Origin of the sequence: Kitasatospora sp. NPDC057595 (assembly GCF_042800875.1) — a bacterium.
Taxonomy (GTDB): domain Bacteria; phylum Actinomycetota; class Actinomycetes; order Streptomycetales; family Streptomycetaceae; genus Kitasatospora.
Window position 1 is genome coordinate 1 of sequence record NZ_JBHVGL010000027.1, and the last position, 12,982, is coordinate 12,982.

Consider the following 12,982-nt stretch of genomic DNA (forward strand, 5'->3'; position numbering starts at 1 on the left):
CCCGCGGTGAGCGGCACGGCAACCACCGGAATAGGGCGGTCCCGCGCACTGCGTCCTCGCTAGTGTTATTTCAAAAGGAATCTCCAACCCCAGAACAAGTCCGAGGCCGGGGATGTCAACATATCTGGCGTTGACTTTTGGCACGCTGTTGAGTTCTCAAGGAAAGGACGCTTCCTTCAGGCGGCTTTCACACCGGCCCTCCGGGCGCTTCGTTCTTTCGTGTTTCCAGCTTACCAGATGTTTTCCGTGCCGTTCCCGGCGCTTCCTTCATCCAACTCGCTGATGTCTTCTGCGGCTTGACGCCCCGTCCGACGTTTCAAACTCTAGCCGATCACCGCTCCGAAAAGCGAATCCGGCCGCAATTCCCGAAAATGCACACGCCGAATAAACCCCGTGCCGGGGAGGCTTGGACATTTCCAGAGGATTGGCCGCTCCGGGACCGTCCGCGCCGATGCGTGTCCGGTGCTCCCTGCCGAGCGACTAGGGAACACTACGCCGGTTCTCGGCCGAAGGCAAACGTCAGGGAAACTTCCGGGCATGCCGCAGGCCGGCCCGCGCACCCGCGGACCGGCCTGCGTCGCCCCGACTCAGCTGTTGGTCGGGAAGCCGAGGTTGATCCCGCCGTGCGACGGGTCCAGCCAGCGCTGGGTGACCGCCTTGCCGCGGGTGAAGAACTGCACGCCGTCCTGGCCGTACGCGTGGGTGTCGCCGAACAGCGAGGCCTTCCAGCCGCCGAAGGAGTAGTAGGCGACCGGGACCGGGATCGGCACGTTGATGCCGACCATGCCCACCTCCACCTCGTACTGGAAGCGCCGGGCCGCACCGCCGTCGTTGGTGAAGATGGCGGTGCCGTTGCCGTACGGGTTGGCGTTGATGAGGGCGAGGCCCTCCTCGTAGGAGGCGACCCGCACCACGGAGAGGACCGGGCCGAAGATCTCGTCGGTGTAGACGGACATGCCGGGCTTCACGTGGTCGAACAGCGTGGGGCCGAGCCAGAAGCCGTCCGCGGTCGGCGTGCCGTCGCGGTCCTCGGCGGTGACCGGGTGCTTGCGGCCGTCGACGGCCAGCTCGGCGCCGTCGGCGAGGCCGGACTCCACGTAGGAGGTGACCTTGTCCCGGTGCTGACCGGTGACCAGCGGGCCCATCTCCGACTCGCCGTTGCAGCCAGGGCCGACGGTGAGGGTGGCCATCCGCTGCTTGATCTTCTCCACCAGCTCGTCGCCGATCGGGTCGACGGCGACCAGGACCGAGACGGCCATGCAGCGCTCGCCGGCCGCGCCGAAGCCCGCGTTGACGGCGGCGTCGGCACTGAGGTCGAGGTCGGCGTCGGGCAGGACCAGCATGTGGTTCTTGGCACCGCCGAGGGCCTGCACGCGCTTGCCGTAGCGGGTGCCGGTCTCGTAGACGTAGCGGGCGATCGGGGTGGAGCCGACAAAGCTGACCGACTTGATGTCGGGGTGCTCCAGCAGGCGGTCGACCGCGACCTTGTCACCGTGCACGACGTTGAAGACGCCGTCGGGCAGGCCGGCCTCCTTCCACAGCTCGGCGAGGAAGTTGGCGGCGGACGGGTCCTTCTCGGAGGGCTTGACGACCACGGTGTTGCCGGCCGCGATGGCGATCGGGAAGAACCACATCGGCACCATGGCCGGGAAGTTGAACGGCGAGATGATCGCGACCGGGCCGAGCGGCTGGCGGATCGAGTAGACGTCGACGCCGGTCGAGGCCTGCTCGGTGTAGCCGCCCTTGAGCAGTTGCGGGATGCCGCAGGCGTACTCGACGACCTCCAGGCCGCGGGCGATCTCGCCGAGCGCGTCCGAGTGCACCTTGCCGTGCTCGGCGACGATGATCGAGGCCAGCTCGTCCTTGCGGGCGTTGAGCAGCTCGCGGAACGAGAAGAGCACCGTGGCGCGCTTGGCGACCGAGGCGGTGCGCCACTCGGTGAAGGCCGAGGCGGCGGCGGCGACCGCCTGGTCGACCTCGACGACCTCCGCGAAGTCGACCTGGCCCGTGACCCGGCCGGTGGCCGGGTCGAAGATGTCACCGCGGCGGGGCGCGGCACCGGCGGTGGCGACCGGCCGGCCGCCGATCCAGTGGGTGATGTGCTTGCTCAAGGTCCGTCTGCCTCCGAAGTCGGGGCGGCCTGACGCCACCGGTCCCTGGTGTGACACCACCCGTCCGGGAACGGGCGGCGGGGTCACGGGGCTACCGCGCTCACGGTCCAGTCTGCTGGCCGCTGCGGGCGGTCTCAACGAACAGGCTGACGGGGATCGGGGATTCAGCCTTACAGGTCGTCGGACGAGTCCGTCCTTCGGGTGGCAGGCGTCGGGTGACGGACGTCCTGGTGGCCGAGCGGACGCTCAGGCCTCCTCCTGGTCCTCCAGGTAGGGATCGTGCAGGCCGTCCGCCGCCTCCTGCGTCTCCAGCAGGTCCAGCCGGAGGTCCTGGGCCCAGGCCAGTGCCCACCGCTTCAGGTCGTCGACCTCCCCGGCGGGCAGACCGCGCGCCCGGAACCGGCCGTCGGCGGCCTCGGCCAGCGTCTCCAGCCGCTCGGCGAGCGCGGTGGGCTGGAACTCGGCGTCCAGCCCGGTGGCCAGGGCGAGCAGTTCGCCCTCGCGGTAGCAGGCGGTGAGCGCGTGCACGTCGATCAGGTCGCGGGGCAGGGCGCGGTCGACGAGCAGCGCGGTGGAGAGGGCGGCGGCGTCCTCCAGGGCGACGACGGCCAGAGCGACGACGGCCACCGTCGGCGGGGTGTCGGACGGTCCGCCGAGGTCGGTCCGGACCGGGAGGTGGCCCAGCGGCTCCTTGCGCAGCTCGACGGTGTGCGCCCGTCCGCCCAGGACGAGCCGCACCGAGAGCTGTTCCAGCCGGGGCGTGCCGGGGCGCTCCACGACCCCGCCGCCCGCCGCGCGGTAGGCGGCGGCCAGCTCGGCGGCGGCCTGCGGCAGGTCGGTGGCACCGGCGGCCACCAGGGTGAGTCCGTCCTGGTCGCAGGCCCGGACGCCGTAAGCGCGCAGCGCGTGGCCGCCGGCCAGGGCGAGCCCGTGCCGGTCGCACACCGGCCGGGCCAGCTCGGCGAGGCGCAGCTGGGCCGGGCCCGGGTGGAGGGACGCGCCGACGGCGTCCGGGGCGGTGGTCACCCCTCCAGTCTGGCGCGCCGCGCGCGAAGGCGCGGCCGGACGGTCACCGGTCGCCGAGTGCGGCGGCGGCCTCGTGCAGGGCGAGCTCCAGGAGGACCGGGTCGCTGAGCCGTCCGGTGCCGTCGGGCGGGACGAGCCAGCGCACGCCCCCGCCGCGGCGGTCGGGGTGGGGCACGACGACCCAGGTGCCCTCCCCCGCACAGCGCACGCCGGTGCCGATCCAGCGGGCGGCGGTGCCGGCGGGCACCAGGAAGCCGATGTGCTCGTCGCCGAAGTCGGCGAGGACCGGCCCGCAGGCGCCGGCGCCGAGGAGGTCGACGGCCGGCCGGCCGAGTCGGGCGGGGACGGAGAGGACGTCCCAGCGCCGCCCGGCCGGGAGCAGCACCAGCCCGAGGCCGGTGCGCTCCCACTGCTCCCGGAAGGCCGCCGGGTCGGGTGCGGCCTGGGTCAGCCAGTCCAGTCCGGTGATCTCCATGTGCTGTCCCCGCTCTGCGCGTCGGTGCGTTCGGTGGCGGCGGAACGCGTGGAGACCCGCCGTCACCAACGAGAGGGGGACGGCGGGTCTCTCTTACACGCTTCGCGCCGCCGTCGACCCGTTCGGGGCAGCGGCCGGGGAAGCGGCGGGAATCAGCTGTCGAAGCCGAGCCCCATCCGGTCCAGGGTGCGGAGCCAGAGGTTGCGCCGCCCGCCGGTCCGGTCGGAGTGCTCCAGCGAGCGGGTGGTGATCCCGATGCCGGCCCAGCGGACCGGCTCGGGCGGGAACGGCAGCGGCTTGCGGCGGACCATCTCCAGTTCGGTGCGCTCGGTGCGCTCCCCCGCGAGCAGGTCGAGCATGACCTCGGCGCCGAACCGGGTGGCGCCGACGCCGAGGCCGGTGAAGCCGGCGGCGTAGGCGACCTTGCCGCGGTGGGCGGTGTCGAAGAAGGCGGAGAACCTGCTGCAGGTGTCGATCGCGCCGCCCCAGGCGTTGGTGAAGCGCAGGCCCTCCAGCTGCGGGAAGCAGTGGAAGAAGTTCCGCGCCAGGGTGCGGAAGGTCTCCGGCCGCTGGTCGTACTCGTGCCGGAGGTGTCCGCCGAAGTGGTAGACGGCGTCGTAGCCGCCCCAGAGGATCCGGTTGTCGGCGGAGAGCCGGAAGTAGTGGAACTTGTTGGCGCTGTCGCTGAGTCCCTGGCGGCCCTGCCAGCCGATGGCCGCGAGCTGCTCGGTGGTCAGCGGCTCGGTCATCAGCGCGTAGTCGTACACCGGGACGATGTACGGCCGGACGCGCTTGAGCAGGGACGGGAAGGCGTTGGTGCCGAGCGCCACCTTGCCGGCCAGGACCCGGCCGTAGGGGGTGCGCACGGCCATGCCGGCGCCGTGCTCGCTCAGGGCGGTGGCCGGGGTGTGCTCGAAGATCCGCACGCCCTGGGCCAGGCAGGCCTGCTTGAGGCCCCAGGCGAGCTTGGCGGGGTGGACCATGGCCACGCCGTCCTTGTCCCAGATCCCGCCGAGGAAGGTCGGCGAGTCGACCTGGGCGCGCAGTTCGTCGCGGTCGAGCACGGTGATGTCGAGGCCGTAGCGGGCGACGGCCTCGGCCACCTCGTGCAGTTCGTCGAGCTGGTGCGGCTGGGTGGCGATGTCGATCTCGCCGGTGCGCTCCCACTCGGCGTCGATGCCGTAGCGCTCCAGGGTGGCCCCGATGCCGTCCAGGTTGGCGGCGCCGAGGCGTTCCAGCTGTCCGAGTTCGGAGGGCCAGCGCTGCAGGCCGTTGCCGAAGCCGTGGGTCAGGCTGGCCGCGCAGAATCCGCCGTTGCGCCCCGACGCGGCCCACCCCGCCTCCTTGCCCTCGACCAGGACGACGTCCAGTGAGGGGTCGCGCTCCTTGGCGATGAGCGCGGTCCAGAGGCCGGAGTAGCCGCCGCCGACGACCAGCAGGTCGCAGGTGGTGTCGCCGACCAGGGCGGGCAGTGCCGCCGGCCGGCCCGGGTCCTCCAGCCAGAAGGGGGTGGGCCTGGCGTCACTGAGTGCGCGGGCGGAATCCATGCATTATCAGCCACTTTCTACACATTGGTGATGGTGGTCGGCCGCCTCCCGACGGTACGCCGGGCGGGCGGCCGGGTGGGTCAGGCGGTGGCCTTGCGGCGGTTCCCGAGCCACTGGCCGCCGATGGTGAGCGCGACGGCGGCGATGAACATCGCGGTGCCGATGACGTTCACCTGGACCGGGATGCCGCGCTGCGAGGCGCCCCAGACGAACATCGGGAAGGTGACCGTGGTCGGACCCGAGTTGAACTGGGTGATGATGAAGTCGTCGAAGGAGAGCGCGAAGCTGAGCAGCGCGCCGGCCGCGATGCCGGGGGCGGCGAGCGGCAGGGTGACCCGCAGGAAGGTCTGCACGGGGGTGGCGTAGAGGTCCTGGGCGGCCTGTTCGAGCCTCGGGTCCATGCTCATCACGCGGGCCTTGACCGCCGTCACCACGAAGCTGAGGCAGAACATGATGTGCGCGATGAGGATGGTGGTGAAGCCGAACGGGATGCGCATGTTGAGGAAGAGGGTGCCCAGCGAGGCGGCCATCACGACCTCGGGCATGGCCATCGGCAGGAAGATCATCGCGCTGGTGGCAGCCTTGCCGCGGAAGCGGTAGCGGGCCAGGGCGAAGGCGACCATGGTGCCGAGCACGGTGGCGCCGATGGTGGCGGCGACCGCGATCCGCAGGCTGAGCGAGAGCGACTGGCACATGTCGGCCACGCCGCAGGGGTCGGTCCAGGCGTCGGTGGAGAACTCGTTCCACTCGTAGTTGAACTTGCCGACCGGCTTGTTGAACGAGAAGGCCAGCACGACGAGGTTGGGCAGCACCAGGTAGGCGAGGGCCAGCAGGCCGGCCAGCACCACCAGGTTGCGGCGGATCCAGGCGATCACTCGGGACATCAGACCAGTTCCTCCGTCCCGGCCTTGCGCATGTAGACCGTCACGATGCCCAGGATCAGGGCCATCAGGATGAAGCTCAGCGCCGCCGCGGTGGGGTAGTCGAGCACGTTCAGGAACTGCTTCTGGATGCCGTTGCCGACCATCTGCTCACTCGGCGAGCCCAGCAGCTGGGCGTTGATGTAGTCGCCGGAGGCGGGGATGAAGGTGAGCAGGGTGCCGGCGACCACCCCGGGCAGCGAGATCGGGAAGGTCACCTTGCGGAAGGTGGTGAACGGACGGGCGTAGAGGTCGCCGGCGGCCTCGTGCAGGCGCGGGTCGATCCGCTCCAGCGAGGTGTACAGCGGCAGGATCATGAACGGCAGGAAGTTGTAGGTGAGGCCGCAGACCACGGCGAGCGGGGTGGCGAGCACCCGGTCCCCCTCGGTGAGGCCGAGGGCGGAGGTGACGTCGAGGACGTGCAGGGCGTCGAGCGCGCCGACCACCGGGCCGCCGTCCGAGAGGATGGTCTTCCAGGCGAGGGTGCGGATCAGGAAGCTGGTGAAGAACGGCGCGATGACCAGGATCAGCATGACGTTGCGCCAGCGCCTGCTCACCTTGAAGGCGATGGTGTAGGCGAGCGGGTAGCCGATGGCGAGGCAGAGCACGGTGGCGGTGGCGGCGTAGCCGAACGAGCGCACGAAGTGCCACTTGTACTCGACCAGGGCGTCCCAGTAGGTGGCGAGGTGCCAGGTGACGCGGAAGCCGTCCTCCAGCGAGCCGGTCTGGAGCGAGGTCGAGCCCTGGTAGACCAACGGCACCGCGAAGAAGACGACCAGCCAGGCTATGCCGGGCAGCAGCAGCCAGTACGGGGTGAGCCGGCGCCGGGGCTTGGGCTCCGCCGCGGGGAGGGGGACGACCCGGGGTGGCGCGGCCGGGGTGGTGGCGGTCATGCGGCGGCCTCCCCGGTGCCCGCGTCGATCGCCTGGGCGGCGTCCAGGGCGAAGGAGTGGGCCGGGTTCCAGTGCAGCACGACGGGGGCGCCGGGCACGATCCGGGCGTCGCGCTCCATGTTCTGCTCGAAGACGGTGACCTCCTGGCCGCCGTCGGTGCGCACCAGGTACTGGGTGGAGACGCCGATGAAGCTGGAGTCGACGACCGTGCCGGCGAGCCGGTTGCGGCCGTCGGCGACCTCGGCGGAGCCGTGCTCGATGGTGATCTTCTCCGGCCGCACGCCGAGGTGGACCCGGGTGGCGCCGGTGGCGCAGCGGGCCCTGGGGACGGTGAGCCGGGCGCCGGCGGCGGTGAGCAGCAGGTCCTCGCCGGCGCCGCCGGTGACCTCGGCGGCCAGCAGGTTGGACTGGCCGAGGAAATTGGCCACGAAGGTGGTGGCGGGGTTCTCGTAGAGCTCGGCGGGGGCGCCCAGCTGCTCGACCCGGCCGCCGTTCATCACCGCGATGGTGTCGGCCATGGTCATGGCCTCCTCCTGGTCGTGGGTGACGTGCACGAAGGTGATGCCGACCTCGGTCTGGATCCGCTTGAGCTCCAGCTGCATCTGGCGGCGGAGCTTGAGGTCGAGGGCGCCGAGCGGCTCGTCGAGGAGCAGCACCTGGGGGTGGTTGATGAGCGCGCGGGCGACGGCGACGCGCTGCTGCTGGCCGCCGGAGAGCTGGTGCGGCTTGCGCCGGGCGTACTGGCCGAGCTCGACCAGTTCGAGCATCTCGTCGACCTGCTTCTTGACGTCCTTCTTGCCGCGGCGGCGCAGGCCGAAGGCGACGTTCTCGAAGATGTCGAGGTGCGGGAAGAGCGCGTAGCTCTGGAAGACGGTGTTCACCGGCCGCTTGTACGGGGGGAGCGCGGTCACGTCCTGGCCGCCGATCAGGACGGTGCCGCTGGTGGGCTCCTCCAGGCCGGCGATCATCCGCAGGGTGGTGGTCTTGCCGCAGCCGGAGGCGCCGAGCAGGGCGAAGAAGGAGCCCTGCGGGACGGTCAGGTCCAGCGGGTGGACGGCGGTGAAGGAGCCGTAGGTCTTGCCGATGCCGGTGAGGCGGACGTCGCCGCCGGCGGCCGCGGAGCTCTGCTGCTCTGTCATGGGTGGTGTCTCTCTGGTTTTCTCTGCCGTCAGTGGGGGTCAGGCGCCGATGAGCTTGGAGAACTTCTCCTCGAAGTCGCTCTCCTCGGTCTCGGTGAGGGTCCGGAAGACGTGCGCCTTGGCCGCCATCTCGGGGGTGGGGACGACCAGCGGGTTGGCCGCGCTGTCCGGGGCGATGGCGGCCAGCTCCTCCTTCATGCCGGCGACGGCGGAGACGAAGCCGATGCCCGCGGTCAGCTGGGCCGCGATCTTCGGCTGGTAGTAGAAGTCGATCAGCTTCTCGGCGTTCGTCTTGTGCTGGGCCTTGGCCGGGACCAACAGGTTGTCGGTGCTGCTCACGAAGCCCTTCTCGGGGATGGCGAACTCGATGTCGGGGTTGTCGGCCCGCAGCTGGATCAGGTCGCCGCCCCAGGCGACGCAGGCCGCGATGTCGCCGGAGGAGAGCTCCTGGCCGTAGTCGTTGCCGGTGAAGCGGCGGATCTGCTTGTTGTCGACGGCCTTCTGCAGCCGGGCGACGGCGGCCCCGTAGTCGTCGGCGGTGAACTTCGCCGGGTCCTTGCCCATGTCCAGCAGGGTGATGCCGATGCTGTCGCGCATCTCTGAGAGGAAGGTCACCCGGCCCTTGAGGTCGGGGTCCTCCAGCAGCTGGGCGACGCTGGTGACCTCCTTCCCCTTGGTGGCCCGCTTGTTGTAGGCGACGACCACCTGGATGCCGGCCCACGGGTAGCTGTAGAGCCGGCCCGGGTCCCAGTCCGGGGCGCGGAAGCGGGAGTCGACGGTGGTGATCGCGGTGGTGACGTTGGCCGGGTTGAGCTTCTGCGCCCAGCCGAGGCGGATCATCCGGGCGGCCATCCAGTCGGTGAGCACCATCAGGTCACGGCCGGTGTCCTGGCCGGCCGCGAGCTGCGGCTTGACCTTGCCGAAGAACTCGACGTTGTCGTTGACGTCCTCGGTGTACTTGACCTTGATCCCGGTGGCGGCCGTGAAGGCCTCCAGGGTGCCGTGCTTCTCCTTGTCGTTCTCGTCGGCGTCGATGTAGAGCGGCCAGTTGGAGAAGTTCACCTCCCGCTCGCTCTCCGAGAGGTCCTTGGCGGCGTTCGCGGTGGAGTCGCCGGTCCCGTTGACGGTCCTGGCCGGCGGGATGCCGCAGGCGGCCAGGGAGCCCGCGCCGGCGGTGAGGGCGGCGGCGCGCAGCACGGTCCGCCTGCTGAGGGCGGCCCGGCCACTGGTCAGGCTGCGTTCCCAGGCCTTGCGGACCGGTTCCGACAGTCCGTCGGTGAGCTCGTTGAACGCCATGGGACGGGCCTCCTGGGGGGCGAAGGGGGTGTGGGGGACCACCCGGTCCGGTTATCTGTCTCCGAAGACGGTGCGGTGCCAGTCCTTGCGGGCGACCGCGGTGGTGTCGAACATGACGTGCTTGACCTGGGTGTACTCGTCCAGCGAGTACTGCGACATGTCCTTGCCGTAGCCGGAGGACTTGTAGCCGCCGTGCGGCATCTCGCTGATGATCGGGATGTGGTCGTTGACCCAGACGCAGCCGGCCGCGATCTCGCGGGTGGCGCGCAGCGAGCGGTGCACGTTGCCGGTCCAGGCCGAGGCGGCCAGGCCGTAGGGGGTGTCGTTGGCCAGCCGCAGGCCCTCGTCGTCGCCGTCGAAGGGCAGCACGACCAGGACCGGCCCGAAGATCTCGCCCTGGACGACCTCGCTGTCCTGGGCGGCGCCGGTGATCAGGGTGGGGCGGTAGTAGGCGCCGCGGGTGAGGTCGCCGCCGTCGTGGCCCTTCGCGGGGGCGGCTCCGCCGGTGACCACGGTCGCGTAGCCGCGGGCGCGCTCGACGAAGCCGGCCACCCGGTCGCGGTGGGTGAAGGAGACCAGCGGGCCGAGGTCGGTCCGCGGGTCGAGCGGGTCGCCCAGCCGGATCGCGCCGTACAGCTCGGCCACGCCGGCCACGAAGGCGTCGTAGAGCGGCCGCTGGACGTAGGCGCGGGTGGCCGCGGTGCAGTCCTGGCCGCCGTTGATCAGCGAGGCGGCGACCGCGCCGTGCACGGCGGCGTCCAGGTCCGCGTCGTCGAAGACCACGAACGGGGCCTTGCCGCCGAGCTCCAGGTGGGTGCGCTTGACGGTCGCGGTGGCGAGTTCGGCGACCCGCTTGCCCACCGCGGTGGAGCCGGTGAAGGAGACCATGGCGACGTCCGGGTGCGCGACCAGGTGCTCCCCCGCGCCCCGCCCCGCGCCGGTGACGACGTTGACCACGCCGTCCGGGATGCCGGCCAGCGTGCAGGCCCGGGCGAACATCAGCGAGGTCAGCGGGGTCAGCTCGGCCGGCTTGAGGACGATGGTGTTGCCCGCCGCGATGGCCGGCAGGACCTTCCAGGCGGCCATCTGCAGGGGGTAGTTCCAGGGCGAGATCGAGCCGACCACGCCGATCGCCTCGCGCCGCACGTACGAGGTGTGGTCGCCGGAGTACTCGCCCGCGGCCTTGCCCTCCAGGTTGCGGGCGGCCCCGGCGAAGAAGGCGGTGTTGTCGATGGTGCCGGGCACGTCGAACTCGGTGGAGAGCTTGATCGGCTTGCCGGTCTGGGCGGTCTCGACCCGGGCCAGGTCCCCGGCCGCGTCGGTGAGGATCGCGGCCAGCCTGGTCAGGGCCTCGGAGCGGGTGCCGGGGGTGGCGCCGGCCCAGCCGGGCAGGGCGGCCCGGGCGGCGGCCACGGCCTCGTCGACCTGCTCGGTGGAGGCCAGGGCGACCTCCTCGACGACGCTGCCGTCGGCCGGGTTGACGACCTGGAAGGGAGCGCCGCTCCCCCGGCTCCACCGGCCGGCGATGTACTGCGCGCCCGCGCCGAAGTCGGTCAGGTCCATAACTTCCTCCAAGTCCCGGTGGTTCGTGTGCCGCACGGACGGCCGCGCCGGCCCCGCCGTGCCGCACTCGTCGACGGGCCGAGGGCCGCACCGGCGCCCTCCGACCGAACGGGCCGGGTGCGGGGGCGCGGGGTGCGGGGATCCGGTGCGGGGCATCAAACCGGCTGATCACCGGTGCTGTCCAGGTCTCGCCATTGCCGACCCGCTGACCATGCCCGCTGCCGACGGGGCGTGACAAGGGTCACTGCGACAACCTCGGCGCGAAGCGCCTTACAGGGTGCAAGGCTTCAGGCAGGGCAACAGATCGTCGCCGCGATGGATGATTGCCTGACACTCTGAACCCTGGAGGCCGCGTTGCTCCCCACCGTCGCCCATGTGCTCGACCTGGAGGTGATGCGCCGCGGCCTGCCCCAGGTGGTGGCCGGCGCCGACCACCTGGAACGTCCGGTCCGCTGGGTGCACGTCAGCGAGCTGCCCGACGTCGCGGGCATGCTGCAGGGCGGCGAGCTGGTGCTGAGCACCGGCATCGCCCTGCCCGAGGACCGCGAGGGGCTGGCCCGGTACGTGCGCGAGCTCGCCGACATCGGCGCCGCCGGGCTGGTCATCGAGTACGGCCGGCGCTACTTCGACACCCTGCCGCGGGCCCTGGTGCACGCCGCCGAGCAACGCGGACTGCCGCTGATCGCGCTCCGCCGCGAGCTGCGCTTCGTCGCCGTCACCGAGGCGGTGCACGCCCTGGTGGTCAACGCCCAGCTGGAGCAGCTGCGCACCTCGGAGGCGATCCACCAGGTCTTCAACGAGCTGGTCGTGGAGGGCGCCGAACCGTCCGAGGTGGTCCGGCAGGTGGCCCGGATCGCGGGCTCGCCGGTCGTCCTGGAGAACCTCGCCCACCAGGTGCTCACCCACGACCCCGCCGGGCGGCCCGAGGCCGAGCTGCTGGAGGACTGGGAGCGCCGCTCACGCGGAGTCCGCCCGGCCGGGCGCACCGGCCACGACCCCCGCAGCGGCTGGCTGGTCACCACGGTCGGCGCCCGCGGCCAGGACTGGGGGCGGCTGGTGCTGGTGCAGGAGCCGGGACCGCTGCCCGAGGGCGGCCCGCATCCGTACACCATGCTGCTGGAACGCGGCGCCTCCGCGCTGGCGCTCAACCGGCTGGTGGTCCGCGACCGGGAGAGCCTGGAGCGGCAGACCCACCGCACCCTGCTCTCCGGCATCCTCACCCACGCGCTGACCGTCTCCGAGGTCGCGCTGCGCGCCCAGGCGCTCGGCGTCCCGCTGGAGGGCCGGCGGCTGGTCGGCGCGGTGCTGCGCCAGCGGCGCGGCCCGATCCCCGCCGCGCTGGAGGCACAGGCCCGGCTGCGCGACTTCACCGAACTCGCGGCGAGCGCCGTCCGCACCTGCCGGCTCTCCGCGCTGGTCGGCGCGCTGGACGACGAGGGCGTCGGCGTGCTGATCGCGCTCGGCCCGCAGCAGGACGAGCACGCCGCGCTGGACGCCTTCGCCGCGGCGCTGCGCCGGCTGGCCGCCGAGGCGGCCCGGGACCCGGCCGCGCCGGCGCCGGTGGTCGCGGTCGGCTCCTCGGTCGGCTCGGTCCGCGACGCCCGGCGCACCCTCCTGGAGGCCACCCAGGTCGCCGACGCCGCGCTGCACGACGGCCCCGGCGGCCGGGCGTCGTCGTACTACCGGCTGCCCGACGTGCGGCTGCGCGGCCTGCTGCACCTGCTGCGCGACGACGCCCGGCTGCAGACCTACGTGGAGCGGGAGCTGGGCCCGCTGCTCGCCTTCGACGCCGAGCACAACGGCCAGCTGGTGCAGATGCTGCGGATCTACCTGGAGCAGGGCCGGAACAAGTCTGCGGCCGCCGACGCCGCGCACCTGTCCCGGCCGTCCTTCTACGACCGGCTGCACAAGGTCGAACGGATCCTGGGCGTCGACCTCGACCAGGTCGAGTCCTGCCTCTCCCTGCACGTCGCCCTGCTCGCGCTGGACGCCGTGCGCCGGTGACCGCGCCG

The 12,982-nt window shown here is 71.9% G+C and carries 10 protein-coding genes; 1 reads left to right on the plus strand and 9 read right to left on the minus strand.

All coding sequences use genetic code 11. The features are described 5' to 3' along the window. Nucleotides 1-587 precede the first annotated feature (587 nt). From ACFU9E_RS30885 to ACFU9E_RS30925, 9 genes are all read right to left on the minus strand, one after another. Nucleotides 588-2,111 (minus strand): CoA-acylating methylmalonate-semialdehyde dehydrogenase, encoded by a 1,524-nt coding sequence (locus ACFU9E_RS30885; protein WP_380682723.1) that lies wholly within the window; start codon nucleotides 2,109-2,111, stop codon nucleotides 588-590. Nucleotides 2,112-2,357: 246 nt separating this feature from the next. Continuing rightward, a complete protein-coding gene (locus tag ACFU9E_RS30890) occupies nucleotides 2,358-3,137 on the minus strand; it encodes a hypothetical protein (protein ID WP_380682725.1) in 780 nt (259 codons plus the stop codon). A gap of 43 nt (nucleotides 3,138-3,180) precedes the next feature. Beyond that, on the minus strand, nucleotides 3,181-3,612 hold the full coding sequence (locus ACFU9E_RS30895) for a bifunctional DNA primase/polymerase (RefSeq protein WP_380682726.1): 432 nt from the start codon (nucleotides 3,610-3,612) through the stop codon (nucleotides 3,181-3,183). A gap of 152 nt (nucleotides 3,613-3,764) precedes the next feature. Continuing rightward, the gene (locus tag ACFU9E_RS30900) at nucleotides 3,765-5,159 is read right to left on the minus strand and encodes an NAD(P)/FAD-dependent oxidoreductase (RefSeq protein WP_380682727.1); all 1,395 of its coding nucleotides are present in this window, start codon (nucleotides 5,157-5,159) and stop codon (nucleotides 3,765-3,767) included. A gap of 80 nt (nucleotides 5,160-5,239) precedes the next feature. Continuing rightward, nucleotides 5,240-6,043 carry an ABC transporter permease gene (locus ACFU9E_RS30905; protein WP_380682728.1) on the minus strand — a complete coding sequence of 268 codons (804 nt, stop codon included), beginning with the start codon at nucleotides 6,041-6,043 and terminating at the stop codon, nucleotides 5,240-5,242. Next, a complete protein-coding gene (locus ACFU9E_RS30910; RefSeq protein WP_380682729.1) occupies nucleotides 6,043-6,972 on the minus strand; it encodes an ABC transporter permease in 930 nt (309 codons plus the stop codon). The genes ACFU9E_RS30905 and ACFU9E_RS30910 overlap by 1 nt, the downstream gene beginning before the upstream one ends. Further along, complete coding sequence (locus tag ACFU9E_RS30915; RefSeq protein WP_380682730.1) at nucleotides 6,969-8,111, minus strand: ABC transporter ATP-binding protein; 1,143 nt, start codon at nucleotides 8,109-8,111, stop codon at nucleotides 6,969-6,971. The genes ACFU9E_RS30910 and ACFU9E_RS30915 overlap by 4 nt, the downstream gene beginning before the upstream one ends. 39 nt (nucleotides 8,112-8,150) lie before the next feature. Then, nucleotides 8,151-9,407, minus strand: a complete 1,257-nt coding sequence (locus ACFU9E_RS30920; RefSeq protein ID WP_380682731.1) for a PotD/PotF family extracellular solute-binding protein — start codon at nucleotides 9,405-9,407, stop codon at nucleotides 8,151-8,153. 51 nt (nucleotides 9,408-9,458) lie between these two features. Continuing rightward, nucleotides 9,459-10,970, minus strand: a complete 1,512-nt coding sequence (locus tag ACFU9E_RS30925) for a gamma-aminobutyraldehyde dehydrogenase (RefSeq protein WP_380682732.1) — start codon at nucleotides 10,968-10,970, stop codon at nucleotides 9,459-9,461. A gap of 354 nt (nucleotides 10,971-11,324) precedes the next feature. On the opposite strand from ACFU9E_RS30925, the gene ACFU9E_RS30930 reads away from it, so the two are divergent. Beyond that, entirely contained in the window at nucleotides 11,325-12,974 is a 1,650-nt protein-coding gene (locus ACFU9E_RS30930) for a PucR family transcriptional regulator (RefSeq protein ID WP_380682733.1), read from the plus strand. The last annotated feature ends 8 nt before the right edge of the window (nucleotides 12,975-12,982 follow it).